The 16,553-nt window shown below is 67.1% G+C and carries 14 protein-coding genes, 1 tRNA gene and 1 pseudogene; 3 read left to right on the top strand and 13 right to left on the bottom strand.

Going from position 1 to position 16,553, the window contains the following annotated elements; genetic code table 11:
• Positions 1-22: 22 nt before the first annotated feature.
• Both upp and QF050_RS00405 read right to left on the bottom strand, forming a co-directional pair.
• Complete coding sequence (gene upp, locus QF050_RS00400) at positions 23-658, bottom strand: uracil phosphoribosyltransferase (RefSeq protein ID WP_056330138.1); 636 nt, start codon at positions 656-658, stop codon at positions 23-25.
• Between the two features lie 12 nt (positions 659-670).
• Positions 671-1,474, bottom strand: a complete 804-nt coding sequence (locus tag QF050_RS00405) for a phosphatase PAP2 family protein (RefSeq protein WP_308928641.1) — start codon at positions 1,472-1,474, stop codon at positions 671-673.
• A 55-nt stretch (positions 1,475-1,529) separates the two neighbouring features.
• Here QF050_RS00405 and QF050_RS00410 point away from each other — a divergent pair, with 55 nt between their 5' ends.
• Complete coding sequence (locus QF050_RS00410) at positions 1,530-2,036, top strand: nucleoside deaminase (RefSeq protein ID WP_308928642.1); 507 nt, start codon at positions 1,530-1,532, stop codon at positions 2,034-2,036.
• Between the two features lie 68 nt (positions 2,037-2,104).
• On the opposite strand, the gene QF050_RS00415 is transcribed toward QF050_RS00410, so the two are convergent.
• The 4 genes from QF050_RS00415 to QF050_RS00430 all read right to left on the bottom strand — a co-directional run bounded on the left by QF050_RS00415 (position 2,105) and on the right by QF050_RS00430 (position 6,372).
• Positions 2,105-3,187 carry a glycosyltransferase family 4 protein gene (locus tag QF050_RS00415; protein WP_308928643.1) on the bottom strand — a complete coding sequence of 361 codons (1,083 nt, stop codon included), beginning with the start codon at positions 3,185-3,187 and terminating at the stop codon, positions 2,105-2,107.
• A gap of 2 nt (positions 3,188-3,189) precedes the next feature.
• A complete protein-coding gene (locus QF050_RS00420; RefSeq protein ID WP_308928644.1) occupies positions 3,190-3,585 on the bottom strand; it encodes a 6-carboxytetrahydropterin synthase in 396 nt (131 codons plus the stop codon).
• A gap of 3 nt (positions 3,586-3,588) precedes the next feature.
• A complete protein-coding gene (locus QF050_RS00425) occupies positions 3,589-4,629 on the bottom strand; it encodes a zinc-binding alcohol dehydrogenase (RefSeq protein ID WP_308928645.1) in 1,041 nt (346 codons plus the stop codon).
• A gap of 255 nt (positions 4,630-4,884) precedes the next feature.
• The gene (locus QF050_RS00430; protein WP_308928646.1) at positions 4,885-6,372 is read right to left on the bottom strand and encodes a DUF222 domain-containing protein; all 1,488 of its coding nucleotides are present in this window, start codon (positions 6,370-6,372) and stop codon (positions 4,885-4,887) included.
• A 261-nt stretch (positions 6,373-6,633) separates the two neighbouring features.
• On the opposite strand from QF050_RS00430, the gene QF050_RS00435 reads away from it, so the two are divergent.
• Positions 6,634-6,723: transfer RNA gene (locus QF050_RS00435), tRNA-Ser, on the top strand.
• 161 nt (positions 6,724-6,884) lie between these two features.
• Here the strand turns inward: QF050_RS00435 and QF050_RS00440 are convergent.
• A complete protein-coding gene (locus QF050_RS00440; RefSeq protein WP_308928647.1) occupies positions 6,885-7,919 on the bottom strand; it encodes a zinc-binding dehydrogenase in 1,035 nt (344 codons plus the stop codon).
• Positions 7,920-8,189: 270 nt separating this feature from the next.
• On the opposite strand from QF050_RS00440, the gene QF050_RS00445 reads away from it, so the two are divergent.
• Positions 8,190-8,549 carry a hypothetical protein gene (locus QF050_RS00445; protein WP_308928648.1) on the top strand — a complete coding sequence of 120 codons (360 nt, stop codon included), beginning with the start codon at positions 8,190-8,192 and terminating at the stop codon, positions 8,547-8,549.
• Positions 8,550-8,585: 36 nt separating this feature from the next.
• On the opposite strand, the gene QF050_RS00450 is transcribed toward QF050_RS00445, so the two are convergent.
• The 6 genes and pseudogenes from QF050_RS00450 to QF050_RS00475 all read right to left on the bottom strand — a co-directional run bounded on the left by QF050_RS00450 (position 8,586) and on the right by QF050_RS00475 (position 16,549).
• Positions 8,586-9,095, bottom strand: a complete 510-nt coding sequence (locus QF050_RS00450) for a hypothetical protein (protein WP_308928649.1) — start codon at positions 9,093-9,095, stop codon at positions 8,586-8,588.
• A 94-nt stretch (positions 9,096-9,189) separates the two neighbouring features.
• Entirely contained in the window at positions 9,190-11,469 is a 2,280-nt protein-coding gene (locus QF050_RS00455) for a gluconokinase, GntK/IdnK-type (protein WP_308928650.1), read from the bottom strand.
• A gap of 12 nt (positions 11,470-11,481) precedes the next feature.
• A pseudogene (gene manD, locus QF050_RS00460) lies at positions 11,482-12,713 on the bottom strand (D-mannonate dehydratase ManD).
• Positions 12,714-12,809: 96 nt separating this feature from the next.
• Positions 12,810-14,240 (bottom strand): mannitol dehydrogenase family protein, encoded by a 1,431-nt coding sequence (locus QF050_RS00465; protein WP_308928651.1) that lies wholly within the window; start codon positions 14,238-14,240, stop codon positions 12,810-12,812.
• Positions 14,237-15,640 (bottom strand): glucuronate isomerase, encoded by a 1,404-nt coding sequence (uxaC, locus tag QF050_RS00470; RefSeq protein ID WP_308928652.1) that lies wholly within the window; start codon positions 15,638-15,640, stop codon positions 14,237-14,239. Before uxaC ends, QF050_RS00465 begins: the two co-directional genes overlap by 4 nt.
• 3 nt (positions 15,641-15,643) lie before the next feature.
• Positions 15,644-16,549, bottom strand: a complete 906-nt coding sequence (locus QF050_RS00475) for a sugar phosphate isomerase/epimerase family protein (RefSeq protein WP_308928653.1) — start codon at positions 16,547-16,549, stop codon at positions 15,644-15,646.
• Positions 16,550-16,553 lie beyond the last annotated feature (4 nt).

Raw genomic sequence — 16,553 nt, forward strand, 5'->3', positions numbered from 1 at the left:
CCGGCGTGGAAAAGGGCCGGTGCTAACCGGCGATGCCGTACAGGCGGTCGCCGGCGTCACCCAGGCCGGGAACAATGTAGGACTTTTCGTTGAGCTTCTCGTCAATTGAAGCCAGGACGATGTGTACGTTGGCCCCGGACAGTTCCTCCTCCAGCCGGGCCAGGCCCTCCGGGGCGGCCAGCAGGCAGATGCAGGTGACGTCGGAAGCACCGCGCTTGAACAGGAACTTGATGGCTTCGCGCAGTGTTCCGCCGGTGGCCAGCATCGGGTCCAGGACAAAGACCTGGCGGCCGGTCAGGTCCTCGGGGAGGCGCTCGGCGTACGTGATGATGTCCAGGGTTTCCTCGTCCCGGGCCATGCCCAGGAAGCCCACCTCTGCGGTGGGAACCAGCTTGGTCATGCCCTCCAGCATGCCCAGGCCGGCGCGCAGGATGGGGACCACCAGCGGCGTCGGCTTGGTGAATGCGGTGCCGACAGTGGTGCTGACCGGCGTTTGGATGGTGACGGGCTCGGTGCGGACCTCCCGCGTGGCCTCGTAGGCCAGGAGGGTCACCAGCTCTTCCGTCAGCTGGCGGAAGACCGGCGACGGCGTGTTTTTGTCCCGCAGGACGGTGAGCTTATGGGCGACCAAGGGGTGGTCAACAACGAGAGTGCGCATCCCCCAAAACTATCATCCGGCGCTGCCTTTCCCGGGTCCGGAGGAACCGCCGTCGTGCAGCTCCTCCGCCACCACGTCGCGGACAATGGGACGGTCGAACGACGGCGCGGCACCCACGTGCTCCCGCCTGCGGACGATGTGGAACAGCCGGTGGGCCAAAATCACCACGCCCACCCAGGTGAGCCCCAACAACCAGCCGGCCATCACATCCGTAAGCCAGTGGTGCCCAAGGAAGACCCGGCTCAATCCCATGGCGATGATGAACACCGCACCCGCCGTGATGGCCGTAACCCGGACGCGCATAACCTGGAACTGGAGGCAGATCAGGTAGACCACAAGGCTGATCACCACCGTGGTGTTCAGCGTGTGCCCGCTGGGGAACGACGGCGAGTCCTCAAACGGCGGAACGGCGTCTGCGTGGTCCGGGCGCGTGCGGCCCACCAGCTTCTTGCCAAAGGTGGTGGCGGTGATGGATACGGCTGCCGCACCGCCAATCAGGATCAGGGGACGCCAGTTGCGGCTTAGGTAGGTCAGCCACGCGGTGAGGATGCTGGCCAGTATGGGCATGCCGATGCCGCCGCCAATGTTGGTAAAGCCGGTGACGAACGCATCGAGCCCGGGGCTGCGCAGGCTCTCGGACAGGGCCAGGGCAGGCTTGTCCAGGTTCGCCAGCCCCGCGGAGTCCACTACGTTGTCGTACACCTCGGCGCCGAGCAGGGCGAGGGAGACGATGACCACACCGCCCACGAGGATGGTGAGGAACAGCGCCGCGTAGGGTTTGAACCAGGTCCCCAAGCGGTCCCGAAGCGTATCCATGGTGCCTCCCGGCATCGGTAAGTAACCTGAGTATCCCCGAAACTATCATTGAGCCATGCCGTTGCCCGAAAAGAAACACGATGCCTGGATGGGCCTTGCGCTCGCGGAAGCCCGTCGCGCCCTCGCCACAGAGGATGTGCCGATCGGCGCCGTGGTCATAGGGCCCGACGGCGGGGTGCTGGGTTCCGGCCGAAACCAGCGGGAGGAACTGGGCGACCCCACAGCCCACGCCGAGGTGGTGGCGATCCGGGAGGCTGCCGCACGGTTGCAGGAACGGGCAAGGCTCGACGGCGGCCGCGGCGAGGGCTGGCGGTTGTCCGACTGCACCTTGGTGGTCACCTTGGAACCGTGTGCCATGTGCGCGGGCGCGATTGTCCTGGCCAGGATCCCCCGGGTGGTATTCGGGGCGTGGGACGATAAAGCGGGTGCGGCAGGATCGGTGTTCGATATCCTGCGCGAACGGCGCCTCAATCATTGGGTTGAGGTGTACCCGGGAGTCCGCGAGGAGGAGTGCGCCCTGTTGCTGCGCGAGTTCTTCGCGGCGCACCGCAGCAGCCTTTAGCGCCCTCCGGCGTCGGGGGCGTGTCCCATCAGTCCTGCGGCGGGTTCAATCAGTCCTGCGCTGGCGTCTCAGTCCCGCGCCTCCAGCAGGGCCAGCAGGCCGTGCGCCGTGCTGCTCCAGCCGGGGAGCTTCTGCCGGGCCTCCACTGCCGCTGTTCGCCAGCTTTCCCGGACGCCCGCGTCCTCGAGCCAGCGCCTCAGGACCCCGGCCAGCCGGCCCGGACTCTCCTGTCCCCCAACGGGCAGGGGAACCGCTGCCCCGGGAAGTCTTGGTTCGCCGTCGGACGTTTCCAGACCGGCGAGGGTGAGCGCCTCCAGCGCGCCGGTCCCCGCCCGGACCAGCACGGGGATGCCGTGGGCGAGGCTCTCGGTGACGGCCATCCCGAACGCTTCCGTCCGGGACACCAACAACGTCAGGTCCGTCCGGGCCCACTGCGTTTCCAAGGGTTCGCCGGTGAGCTCGCCGGTCAGCCGCAACCGCTCCTGCAGCCCGCTGGCGATGACCGCAGACTGAACCTCCCGCGCGTAGCCAGGATCTGCCTGGTCCGACCCCACGAACGACGCAGTCCAGTCAAGATCCCGGATCCGGGCCAAGGCCTCAACCGCCAGCAACTGGTCCTTGTTGGGCAGCAGCGCCGCGACGACCGCCAGGTGGGGCGGCGTGGAACCGGGCGCCCCGGGTGCCGGGTCTACGCCGGGGAGGACAACCCGCGCTCGTGGGAGTCCGCGTTTGCTGAGCTCGCTTGCCGCCGAGGTGCTGGTACAGATGACGCCCGTTGCGGCGCGCATGGCCCTGGCTTCGCGTCTAAGGGCCTCGCTGCCGGCACTTTCCGGCACGGGCATATGCACCAGGACCCATGTTTGCCGTCCGGCCTTTGCAGCAAATTCCAGTTCGTCTGGAGCGCCCACCGCCACCAGGCCATCCACGATCGCCACTGGCTGCCCCGGATCTGCTTCCCGGTCCCACGCACCCAGCAGGGCGCCCAGCCGGCGTCGTTCGTGTGCGCCGGCACCCGGCCAGCTGCCCTCCACGGCGATGACCTCCACCTCCGCGCCCGAGGCTTTGAGGCCGGCAACCAGGCGCGCGTTGTAGACGTTGCCGCCCGAGCTGTGGCGGATATTGCCCGGAACGAACAGCCGGATGGGGCGCATCGTCAGACGGACAGGTCCAGGGCGTAGGTGGCCCAGGCGTCCGGATTTTCACGGAGGGTAACGTCAATCCCGGCGAGCTCCCGGCCGTCGTCGCTGTCCTTGATGTTGGCGAAGACTGCCTGGGCGATGTACTCCGCCAATGCTTCGGTGGTGGTGAGCTTGCCCTTGAAGTCCGGGTGGTCGTCCAGGTTGCGATAGTTCAGGGCGCCCAGCACTTCCTCGATGATGGTCCCGGCGGCTCCGATGTCCAGGACGATCGCGTCCGTGTTCAGGGCACGACGCCGGAAGGTCACCTCAGCGACGAATGTTGCCCCGTGCAGTGCTTGTGCGGGCCCGAACGCTTCGCGGGGAAGGCTGTGGGCGATCATGAAGTGGCGACGGACGGTCAGGCTGAACATGGGTTACCTTACGTTTTCGGAATTGTGGGTAGCGTTGCTGGGGGCCGGGTTGCCCGACGGGTACTCGACGACGTGGCACAAGGCCACCAGCGTGCCGTTGGCCAGGCTTTGAACCACCTCGGGAAGGTCCTCGAACCGGGACGAACCGGTCAGGAAGGCATCGAAGACGGCGTCCTTGAGCAGCGATACGGCAAGGTTGAGGCGGTCCGCATTGGTGCGGCGGTGGCGCCGGGCCCGGGCCACCATACCTACCTGGCTTGCCCGGATGGACAGCCGCCGCGCGTGGAAATCCTCGCCCAGCGGTATGGTGACCGTCCGGTTGGCGTACCAGGACATCTCGATAACGTCGCCGTCGTCGCCGACGAGCTGGAGGCTGCGCTCCAGGCCTTCCTGCGAGGCCGAGCAGTGGATGACGATGTCGCAGTCGGCCAAGGCTTCATCGGGGTGGGCGAAGTCGACGCCCAGAGCCTCCGCCAGCTGCTTCCTGGCCGGGTCAAGGTCCACCAGTTGCAGGCGCTGCAGCGGGAACGTGCGCAGCAGTGTGGCGACCATGCCGCCCACCAGGCCGGCGCCGACGACCGCAACCCGGTCCCCCAGGCGCGGCCCGGCCTCCCACAGCGCGTTGACGGCGGTTTCGACCGTTCCGGTCAACACCGCGCGCCGGGACGGGACGTCATCCGGGATCCGCGTCAAGGACTCCAGCGGAACCACATAACGGTCCTGGTGCGGGCTCAGGCAGAAGACGCGCGCACCTTTCCAGTCCTCGGGCCCCTCCTCCACAACCCCAACGGAGAGGTAGCCGAACTTTACGGGCCCGGGGAATTCCCCTTCCTGGTGCGGGGCGCGCATCTGCTCCGCGACCCGGGGCGGAACAGCCCCGGCGTGGACCACCATTTCGGTGCCCCTGCTGATACCGGAGTACAGGGCACGGACCAACACCTCACCGGGACCGGGTGGGGGCATTTCTTCGGGCCTGAGCTCGCCGTGCTGCTTTGCAGTGGTCCAGTATGCGGTTGCATGGATCGGAGGCTGTGAATTCATCATCTTGCTGATGAATCTAGCCGGACGTGCAGGTGCTGGGAAAGTCCGGCGGCGGCTGGCGGTGTCCGTGTCGAGGCATGGCTGACGTATGTGCGGGTGTCGGACGGGATCGTATGCCAACAGCGCTGGCAGGGCGCGGGCCTGGCTGGGCGCGGTGGGGGCCGGTTTGTGCATGCGCGAGTCCCGTTCGGCGGCGGCGCACTGGTCATCCGGGAGCCCACGCCGTAGTCGTGCGGGCTTGTGTCATGCGGGTTTGTGTCATGCGGGAGTGTGAAGGATCCGCGCCAGGCTTTCTTCTCCTGGCGACAGCCCGAAGTAGGCAAAGTCGGGGTGGCTGCCCGGTGGTCCGCTGGCCTGGCCCGGTGCCTGTTTCTGCTGTTGGGGCCATGTTGTGGGTTCCCAGTCTTGGTGTTCGCTGGTGTAGTGGCGGCCGGCCGGTGAGGTCCAGCCGGGTGGTTCGGTTTTGCTGGCGGGTGTGGGTTTCCAGCCTGTGGTGTGCCGGAGGCGGTGATGTTTGGGGCAGGGCTGTCCCAGGTTGCTGATTCCGGTGGTGCCGCCCTCTGCCCAGGCAAGGATGTGGTCGGCCTCGGTGTCCAGGGAGGGGTTGCTGCAGCCGGGGAACGGGCATTTACCGTCCCTGAGCCGGAGCCAGTTCCGCATGGCCTTGCCCACCCGGTAACTGGTCCGCCCGATCTCCAACGGCGCCCCGTCCCGCGGGTCCACCAGCACCCGGTAGAACGAGCCCGCCCCCTCAGCGAGCAGCCGACGGGCCATCGACGCCGGGATCGGCCCGTACCCGTCCAGCACCGCCGGCTCATCGGTCAGACCCAGCAGGGAGAACACCGGCACGGTCACCAACACCTGCGCCCGGACCGGCGACGGCGGGAGATCTGCTCCCTCAACGGTCCCGGCGGCGGTACCGTTGGCGTCAATGCGGACGCTGCCAAGGATCGCGTCAGCGAAGTTGTCCGCACGGAGCTGTGTCATGGTCCGGGGTTCCTCAGGTCCCTGCTGGGACCGGGCGATCGCGGTGAGCCGGTTCAACCCAGCCAACGCCTGGTCCGCAGGCATGTACGCGCCCAGCCACGCCATCCCGTCCCGGTCCGGCCGGTACTCCACCCGCCGATCCGAAATTCCCTTGGCATGGCGCTTCTCAATCGACCCGGCATGATGGCGCTCCCGCCACGTCCGCGCCTTGGCACGGAACCGGTGCGCCGGCAACTCCCCCACCGGACAACCGCGCGCCGGATCCGGTTCGCCGGGGTCCAGGAAATGCGCCTCCAACGCCGCCGCCCCGGCAACATCCAGGCCGGCTGTCTCATCAGCCATGGCCACCGCATGCCCCCACGACAAAGACCCCGCCTGCAACGCGGCCAGGGTCAACGGCAACGAACCGGCCAGGGCGTGCGACGCGGCAAGGAACGACGACGCCGCCCGCGGACCAAGAGCCAGCACACAGCCGATCTCCGCCGCGACCGCCATCTCCTGCGCCACCACCGGCACACCCGGCCCCGCAACAACACCGGCAGCATCCGCATACCCCACCGCGGCCTTCGCCTTCAGACCGGCAACCCTGGCCTCCACCTCACGGACACCGGCCAGGACATCCAGGCACCCATCCGCCACCCCCGCCAACGGATCAGCAACCGAGAACAGCTCCACACCGCACCCATCCACCTCCGCAACAAGCACGGCAAGGGCAGCACGAATATCCTCAAACGCCCCCACCACCGCCGCTTTCCCCATACACCAATCATCACCAGAGGGTCTGACATTTAAGGCCGCCACCACAACGGACACCACAGAAGACCGGACGGGTTTCGACAAGCTCAACCACCGGGTCTCGACAAGCTCAACCACCCGGTATCGGGCGGGCCCACCCACCGGCAGACCGAACCCCCGGGGCTCAAGCAGAGCACCGCCGCTGCGCACTCATCGCCATGCAAACAGCCTGGATCCGGCTCCGTTTTGGGGATGACGGCCTCGCTCCGGTACCCTATTGAGGTTGGTGACGTGTCCGAGCGGCCGAAGGTGCAACACTCGAAATGTTGTTTGGTGTAAAAGCCAACGTGGGTTCAAATCCCACCGTCACCGCCACGCAGAAAGGCCCTGGTTCCCTTGGAAACAAAGGAACCAGGGCCTTTCGCTTGCCCCGGGCAGGAAGCTATTCCCTCCCGGAGCGCAAGCTGCGGAAAAAAGACTCCTCTGGCCTGACGCGGCCTCACCCCAGTGACACCCGGCCCGACGCCCCATGAGCGTTAGCGGGCGGGGTGGATCATGGTCATGCCTGCGACGTTTGCCGTGTCGAGCCGGGGCAGCAGCTCTGCGGCCTCTTCCAATCCGATGACGCGTTCGATGAGTTTCTGCGGCTGGAGTGCGCCGGACTCGATCAGGGCAAGCATCCCGGGGTAATCCACAGCGGCCATCCCGTGGCTTCCGAAAACGTCCAACTCCCACGCAATGACCCGGGCCATCTGAACGCGGGGGTGTCCCTCGACTGGCGGCAAGAGCCCGATCTGGACGTGCCGGCCGCGGCGCCGGAGGCTCAGGATCGCATCGGCGCACGTCTGCTCGCTGCCGACGGCGTCGATGGAGACGTGGCTTCCACCCGTCAGGTCCTGTACCTTCGCCGGAATATCAGAACCGTCGGCGACCACCACGTGATCGGCCCCGAGGGAACCCGCCACATCAAGGGCCGCCGCGTTCCGGTCCACGGCAATGACATTGCCACCCAGCGCCTTGGCAATCATGACGGCGCTCAGCCCCACGCCCCCTACCCCAACAATGGTGACCCATTCACCGGCGGCCAGGCGTGCCCGGCTTGTCAGGGCCCGGTAGGCGGTGGCGAAACGGCAGCCCAGGCTGGCCGCAGCTTCGAAGCTGACACCCTCGGGGATCGCCACGAGATTGGTGTCCGCCGCATGGATCACCACGCGCTCTGCGAACGACCCCCAGTGCGTGAAGCCCGGCTGCTGCTGTTCCGGGCATACCTGCGCATTGCCGCCGAGGCACCACTCGCAGGTCCCGCAGCCCTCGACGAAAGGCGCCGTCACGCGGTCACCGACCACCCAGCCGGTCACTCCCGGGCCGACCTCGACGACGACGCCGGCGAACTCGTGGCCGGGAACGTGCGGCAGTGCGATGTCATCATGACCGGCCCACGCGTGCCAGTCACTACGGCACAAGCCCGTGGCGACGACGGAGATCACCACACCACCCGCGGGTGCCTCCGGTTGGTCTACTTCCTGAACGGTCAGCGGTCCGGCGATTTGGTGCATGACAAGGGAACGCACAGGCCCTCCTTAAATCGGGTTTGTCCAGCCCAGTCTAGGTGGGCCCGGAGCGGTGCCTCCGCTTCCCCTGAGCGGTGCCCTAAACGGTGCCTGAGCCGTGCCCTGAGTCCCATTTGAGCCCCTCCCAATGGCCAGCCCGCGTGCCGGGACGGAGCACTACGGCTTCGGACCATCTGCTGGATGAGTGTTTTGCATTATTCAGGCAGAATGGGGCTTCAATCAGTCACGCGCGCCTGGAAGAACAAGCCGAAAAGCGGAACGAGGACAGGGATGAACGAGTTGTTTGCCGCTTCGTGCGAGCAAGGCGTTCTGCGTTTGCGCTGGGCCCCGGGTGTCCACATCACGTACGAGATTGCCGTTCGGGCTGCCCGGGCCTTGGAAGGCTTCAGCGGCGGCTGGGTCCTGCCTCTCCTCGTTGACCTGAACGGGGTGGCCGGGTTAACTCCGGAGGCGAGGGCCGGCATGAATTCCTACCGGGGCTTCGCTGCGGTAGCCCTCATCGGAGACGGACCAATGGCCAAGGTCGTGGCGGCATTTTCCCAACGGTCGCTGACACCCACCGCATACTTCACCAACGAACGCGAAGCCCTTGAATGGTTGTCGGGCCAGGGCAGCCGGGCCGCCAGGTAGCGAACTGGCTGCCGGGCATTGTTGGTCCTTCCCCCTTTACCGCGGAGCGGACGTCGGCGGGCCGTGCATTTCCGCCTCGGCGCGCCTTTTGATGCCCCGCAGCATCGCCCGGTCCATCACGAGGTAGCCGGGCCGAAGGAGGAAGTCCGTGACGCGCAGCCCGGCAGGCCGTCCGGCGCCGTACCGCGTCCTGAGCAGGAGCCTGGTACCGGAAGGACCGGCGTCGTGCAGGACGAACTGCCAGGTACCGGTCACCGTTCCGGGCGGTGCGCCCGGGCTGGAATCAAGGACGAGGTGGCGGTTTTGCTCCAGTTCCACGACGCGTGGCCCGCGCCGGCCGCCAGGGTACCCAACGGGTGTGAAGGCGATGATGTCCCCCACCTTCAGGTCCTGCCACTCCGGATGGATGCGGCCCGCGTTCGTGACCCCCAGGCGCAGCAAGCCGTTCTCCACCGCAGTGTAGGAATACAGGCCGGCCCGGTCCACTCCCATTTGCACGAGCCATGGCCAGACGTCCCCGGGCCGGGCGGCGACGGTGACCGCCATGGTCCAGACTTCTTCGGCGTCGGGAATCAGTTCGTCACCCGGGAGTAGCTCAGTCTTTTCAGGCTCTGTGGCACCCCCCAGAGTCCAAAGCCCCCTATACCCGCGTGTCGAAGGACCCGCAGAACACGTTCTCGTTGAAGGTGCCCTGGAAGCCGGACTTGCCCTGGATCTTTTCCACCGCGGCCCGGATGGCTTCCCGGGTGCCGGCGTGCGCATGGATGGCGGTCTTGACCATCGGCACGTCGATCAGGTGGTTCGGCTGGTTCAGCGACACGAACACGGTGGGCACCTCCGTGACGTACCACGGGATCTCCGCTGCCATGGGCGAGGACCACTTGATCCGGATGGCCGCCTCCTGCGCGAAACCTTTCACATTGGCGAACACCAAGGCGGCGTCGTACTTCTCCGCGTAGTCCCCGGTGGCTTCCTCGGAGATGATGGACATGAAGTTCACGCCTGTCTCCCCGGCAGCTTCGCGCTGCTCCGCCGTCCGGAACAGGCTGACCTCGAACCCGGCGGCCTCCAGTTCCTCTTTGACGACGCCGAGGTAGGCCAGCGGATCAGCGCGGGTGAAGTCGGCACCGCCGGAGATGCCGTACAGCCGGATCCGGGGATGGATTTCAGGCGTGATGGGCAGGTTCCCGGCCGTGTCCTTGACCAGCGTTACGGTCTTGTCAGCGATCTCCGCGGCAATAGCGCGGTGCTCGGCACTGCCAATGACGGCAAGAGCCTCGGCCGGCGGCACCAATTGGTCAACAGGCTTGAGGTGCAGCCCCAATGACGCCTTCAGGCCGAGGATGCGGCGCAGCGCATCGTGCAGCCGCTGCTCGGTGATGACGCCGGACTTGTACCCGTCCAGCATGTAGCCGAAGTCCTCGGCCGGGTTCCGGAAGAAGAGGAACATGTCGCAGCCGGCGGCGATCGTTGCAGGCACCAGGTCCTTGCGCTTCATGGCCTGCGTGAGGCCCACCATCTGGGAAGCATCCGTGAGGACCAGCCCGTTGAAGCCGAGCTCCCCGCGCAGCAGGTCCTGCAGAAGCTCCGGCGACAACGTGGCCGGCAGGATATCGGCATCGGCCAGGCCGGGCAGGAAATGCCGCGAAACCTCCGGCGCTCCAATGTGGCCCACCATGATCGACTGCACGCCGTGGGCGATCATCTCCCGGTACACGTGCCCGTACGTCCGCTCCCACTCCTCATAGGAGAGGGTGTTGTAGGACGTCACCACGTGCTGGTCCCGCTCGTCGACGCCGTCACCCGGGAAGTGCTTCATGGCGCAGGCCGTGGGTGATTCACTGATGCCGTCGAAGTACTCCTTGGCCCGTTCCACCACGATCTCCGGCGTGTTTCCGAACGAGCGCGTCGAGATCACGGTGTTCCGCCAGTTGTAGTGGATGTCCACGATCGGCGCGAACGCCCAGTTGCAGCCCAGGGCCGCCGTCTCCACCCCTGCCACCTGCCCCATCTGCCGGGCGATGTTCTTGTCCGGGTGCGAACCGGCCTGCAGGTGCGTGGAGACGAATGTGCCGTCGTCACAGCTGCCTGCCCCGCCCATCTCCGGGTTGGACGCGACCAGCAGCGGGATCCGGGACCTGGACTGGGCGTACCGGATGTGCTCCTGGACGGCGGCGGACGGCCCCGGCCGGTAGCGCATGCCGCCCACGTGGAAGTTGTCCAGCACGCCGTCGAGGTACCCGGGCGAGTAGTCGTTGTTGTGGTTGATGAACATTTGCCCGATCTTTTCCTCGAGCGTCATCCCCGCCAGGGTGCCCTCCACCCAGGCTATGGCGTCGGCGTCGAGATTGTACGGCGCCGCCGCCAGATCCACCTCGAACTGCCGCGGCTTGCCGCCTCCGGCCACCCGGGCAGGAGGTACGACGCCGGCAATCCCCTTGAGTGCCGCGGCCACCACGTCAGCGACGGGCGCCGCAATGTCCACCACCACACCGTGTTCGTCCTCCTGGAGTGGTTCGAGCGTCGCGAGCTGGGAGTCCAGCAGCGCGGGAGGCATGAAGTGCCCCGTGCGGCCTTCCGTCCGTACTTTGAGGACCTCTTTGCTGCCGTCCAGGTGAAGGAACACCGTGTCCGGTGCCTGGGCACGGATGGCGTCCCGGTACGTGCGGCGCAGCGCCGAGCATGCCAGGACCAGGCCGCCGTCGGCTGCGTTTGCAAGCCTGCCGCCCACCGTGGCCAGCCACGGCCAGCGGTCGTCGTCGGTAAGGGGCGTGCCGGCCGCCATCTTGGCGACGTTTTCCACCGGGTGCAGGGAATCGCCGTCCAGGAACGGGACGCCCAATTCGCGGGCCACGAGGTCGCCGATGGTGGTCTTGCCGCAGCCGGATACCCCCATCACGACGATTCTGGTTTTGTTCATCGGGTGCTTTCCTTACCAGTCGTGGACGGTGCCGTCGACGAGGCGGTTGTAGGGCAGGTAGGCCTGCTGGTAGGGGTAGGCGGCTGCTGCTTCCTCGTTGAACTCGACGCCGATCCCGGGCTTGTCGCCGGGGTGCAGGTAGCCGTCGGTGAAGGTCATGGACTGTTCGAAGACCTCGTTGGTCTTGTCCGAGTGCTGCATGTATTCCTGGATGCCGTAGTTGTGGATGGCCAGGCCTACGTGCAGCTGCGCGGCGAAGCCGACGGGGGAAATGTCCGTGGGGCCGTGGAAGCCGGACTTGATCTGGTACTGCGCGGCGAAGTCCATGACCTTCTTCAATGGCGAGATCCCGCCGAAGTGCGTGGACGCCGCCCGGACGTAGTCGATCAGCTGTTCCTTGATCAGCGTCTGGAAGTCGTACACGGTGTTGAAAATTTCACCGATGGCCAGCGGGGTGGTGGTGTGTTGGCGGACCAGTCGCAGGCCTTCCTGGTTTTCGGCCGGGGTGCAGTCCTCCAGCCAGAACAGGTCATAGGGCTCCAGCGCCTTGCCGAGCTTCGCGGCCTGGATGGGCGTCATCCGGTGGTGGCCATCGTGCAGCAGCGGGATCTCCGGGCCGAACTCGTTCCGGACGGCCTCGAAGACCGTGGGCAGGTGCCGCAGGTATGCGCGGGTGTCCCAGTCCTCTTCCTGCGGAAACGCGCCGCGGCCGGCGGGCTCGTAGTCGTAGCGCTCGCCCGATGCCTGTGCCTGTGCGGCCACACCGTAGACGGCTTTGATTCCCGGGATGGCGGTCTGGATCCGGATCGACTTGTAGCCGAGCTCCAGGTGCTCCCGCACGGAATCGAAGAGCGACTCGATGTCCGAACCGGACGCGTGGCCGTAGGCCCGCAGCCCGTTCCGCGACGCCCCGCCCAGCAGCTGGTACACGGGAAGCCCGGCAACCTTGCCTTTGATATCCCACAGCGCCATGTCGACGGCGGCGATGGCCGCCATGGTGACCGGGCCGCGGCGCGCCAGTACGCGCTCCGGTACAGGAACTGCCAGGTGTCCTCAATCCGGTGCGGGTCCTTACCGATGAGCAGCTGCGCGACGTGCTCCTTCAGGTAGGCGGCGACGGCGAGCTCGCGGCCGTTCAGGGTGGCGTCGCCAATGCCCGTCACGCCGTCGTCCGTGGTGATCCGGAGGGTAACGAAGTTTCGGGTGGGGCTGGTGACGAACACATCCGCGGCAATGATTTTCACAGCAGGTCCTTTCGGAGACAGTCGGGTCGGAGGGTTGGGAAAAATTGTGCCGGGAAACGGGCCATGTTTGGCACTCAACCGGGTCCGGCAGAGTGGTCAGGCGGAGGCGGAGTGGCCGGCAACCGTGCCGCACAGTCCTTCCAGCAGGGCCACGACGCCGTCGTCCCCGGCCAGGACGGGATCGATGACCGCCAGCAGCGCCTTGGTCCGTTCAGTCCCCTGCAGTCGGTGGGCGGCGGCAACGTCCCCGCCCAGCGGATCCTGGAACGATGCGGTTGCGGCACTGTAGTCCATCCAGGCTGCGATCATCAGCGCGGCCGCGGCACCGGACCTGCCGGCCGCCCGTTCGGCTTGCAGCACCGGAACGGCGCGCATGCGCAGTTTGGTACTGCCGTCCATCGCAATCTGGGCCAGGTGGTGCGAGATCCTGGCATTGCTGAAGCGGGCAAGCAGGGCTTTCCGGTACGCGGGAATCTGCAGGTCCACGTTGACGGGCAGGTTGGCTTCCGCTTCGTCCCAGAAAGCCTCCACGGCGCGCCGGCACGCCGGGTCAGCCAGGGCTTCCGCCACCGTTGTGTGGCCCCTCAGCTGCCCGGCGTAGGCCAGCAGGGAGTGCGCGCCGTTGAGCAGCCACAACTTCCGGTCCTCATAGGGTTCGATGTCATCGACGAACAGGGCGCCGGCGTCTTCCCATTTTGGACGCCCTGCAGGGAAGTCCCCGCTGAGCACCCAGCTGGAGAAGGGTTCGGCCACCACCGGCGACTCGTCCCGGTAGCCGCAGGCCTCCCGTACGGCGGCCACGTCCTGGTCGGTGGTCCGCGGCGTGATGCGGTCCACTGAGGTGCTGACAAAGCTGACGTTGCCGTCAATCCAGGCGGCGAACCCGGGATCCCAGGCCTGGGCAAACCCTGCAACCCCTTGCCGGGCCACCGTGCCGTTGTTGGAGAGGTTGTCGCAGCAGACCACGGCGATCGGCCCGGCGCCCGCGTCCCGACGCGCGGCGAGCGCAAGCACCAGGCGTCCCAACGGCGTCCCCGGCCGCCCGGTCCCCGAACCCATCAGCGCAAGGTCGGCTGCGACGTCGGGCGCGTTTATATCCAGCTTGCCGTCCGCACCCAACCCGTAGGCGGCTTCTGTGATGGTCAGCGTGACCAGGGCAGTCTCGGGCGCGGCCACCAAGGCCGTCAGCCGGCCCAGGTCCGCTCCGTCCACAGCCTGCACGATGCTGCCGATGACAGTGAAGGAGTCACCCTCATCCGCCCGTTCCACCAAGGTGTAGAGCCCGTCCTGCTCCGCCAGGGCAACGGCTGCGTCCGGCCGGCGGCCGGTGAACGCGGCGATTCCCCAGTCCGCCGAATCCGATGCCTGCTGGGTGTACCAGGCCTGGTGCGAACGGTGGAATGCGCCCAGTCCCAGGTGCACGATCCGCACCGGTGCTTTGGGGAGGGGGCGGAGCTGCCGGTTCAGCCGCGGAAGGTCAGCCGCCGGACGCGTGGCGGACGGCGGAACCTCGAGAGGGGCACTCACAGCTTGAACACCCTCCGCGGCGAGGCGTCCACGATGTCCACGATCAGTTCGTGAGCCCGCTCCTCGGTGACCCGGTGTTCGGCGACGAGGCGGGCCAGGAAGGACGCCTCGATCCGCCTGGCCGTGTCGTGGCGGGCCGGAATGGAGCAGAAGGCGCGGGTGTCATCGATGAAACCGGAGGACCGGGAGAAACCCGCGGTCTCCGTCACCGCGGACCGGAAGCGCAGCATGGCGTCGGGGGCGTCCAGGAACCACCAGGGCGCACCGAGGTACACCGACGGGTAGAACCCGGCCAGCGGTGCCAGCTCGCGGGAGAAGACGGTCTCGTCCAGGGTGAAAAGGACCAGGTGGAAATCCTTGACTGTACCGAAGTCCTGCAGCAGCGGCCGGACGGCCTCCGTGTAGTTCACGGCCACCGGGATGTCATGCCCGGTGTCCGCTCCGAAGGCTTCGAACGTGGGCGCATGGTGGTTGCGGAAGGAGCCCGGGTGGATGGTCATGACCAGCCCGTCTTCCACCGACATCCTCGCCATCTGGTACAACATGTGGGCCTCGAAGGCGTCCCTGTCCTCGGCACTCGCCTGACCCGTCCGGCCCCGCTCGAACAGCCGCCCCGCCTCGCCGTCGTCCAGCTTCAAGGTGGCGGGCGTGAACACGCCGTGGTCAGCGGACACAGCGCCGCGGTCCACGAAGTGGCGCCGGCGTGCCTCAAGTGCCTTGATGTACCCGGCGTAGCCGGACGCACCACCTCCGGCAGCACCGATGAGCCGCTCCACGTTGTCCTGCCAGGCAGGATGCGCCATGTTCAAGTACTGGTCCGGCCGGAAAGTAGGCACCACGCGGCCGGCGAAGGCGGGGTCCGCGTGCAGCGCGGCGTGGCTTTCCAGGGAGTCCAAGGGGTCATCTGTGGTGGCGAGCACCTCGATGTTGAATTCCTTGAACAGTTCCCGGGGCCGGAAACCCGGCTCGGACAGTTTGGCCTGCAAGGCATCGTAGAGCTGGTCCGCGTTCTGGACGGACGGCTCCTCGGCCAAGCCGAAAACGTGGGCGAACTCCTGCCGGATCCAATACCCGGACGCGGTTCCCTCGAAGGCAGGCCACGCCGCACAGAAGTGGCGCCACACCTGCCGCGAGTCAGCGGGCTGGCTGCCAAGCCCCAGCTGGTCCATGGTCACTCCGCCGGCGTGGATCAGCCGCGTAACGTAGTGGTCCGGGGTGACCAGGAGAGCGGCCGGGTCCGGGAACGGTGTGTTCTGTTCGATGACTGCAGCATCGACGTGCCCGTGCGGGGAAAGGATAGGCAGGCCCTCCACCCGAGAGAAAAGTGAGCGGGCTATGTCCCGGACACCCGGATCGGCGGGCAGTAGCCGGTCCGGGTGGTCCGCTATCGGCTGTCCCATGGCTCAGCGCCTCCCTGCGGGGACCGGGAGACCTGCCAGGGCGGCCGTGGCGCGGAGGTAGTCCAGGTTCCCGGCGGTGCGCTCAGCCAGCGGGAGTTCCGTGGAAAAGTCCTCCACCGTCACCCAGCCGTCGTATCCGAAAGCGGCGAGTGCCTTGAAGTACTGCAGCACGCTGCCCTGGCCTGATCGCAGCGGCGCCCACTCGTTCTTGAAGATGGCTGCCCCGGATTCGTCGGTCCCGCCGCTGTCCACCCACACCGCGTTCTTCACGTGCACATGCGCCAGGTAGTCACCCAGGAGCTCGAAGGCAGGGAGGTAGTCCTCCTGCCCTTCGATCAGCAGGTTGCCAAGGTCATGGATGACGCCGACGTGCCGGGGGTCCAGGCCGTCCAGCAGCCGCAGCGCCGATGACGCCGAGGCGGTGATGGTGCGGTGGTGCAGCTCCACGAGCGCCTTCACCCCGTGGTGCGCGGCCCGCTCCGCGATCCATTCGAAATCAAGGCGGGCTGCGGCGAAGAGTTCCGGGTAGGGCGTCCCGCTGGCCGGTTCGTTGCCCCAGGCCGCGGTTCCCAGCGGCGGCGTGGTCACCCGCACCTGGCCGGCTCCCAGCTTGGCGGTGGCGGCGAGCATGCGGTCCACGTCCGCGTGGTTGTCGCACCGCGCGTATCCGCCGATGCCGGAGAACTCCAGGCCGGCGCCGGTGGTGAGGGCGGCGATCCGGTCCAGGTTCTCCTCCATGCCGGTCAACGGTACCGTTGCTTTGTTCCCGGCCCAGAAGCCAGGCTCGGGGGCGTCACCCTGGTCCGTAATGCGCCATTCAATGCCGTCCCAGCCCTGGCCCGCGAGCTGCTTAACTGCCTCCTCGGGGGTCCACTCGGGCGTCGATGCTGTAAATACTGAGAACTTCATGGTT

The sequence above is a fragment of the Arthrobacter sp. SLBN-112 genome (assembly GCF_030944625.1).
In the GTDB taxonomy this organism is placed as follows: Bacteria; Actinomycetota; Actinomycetes; order Actinomycetales; family Micrococcaceae; genus Arthrobacter.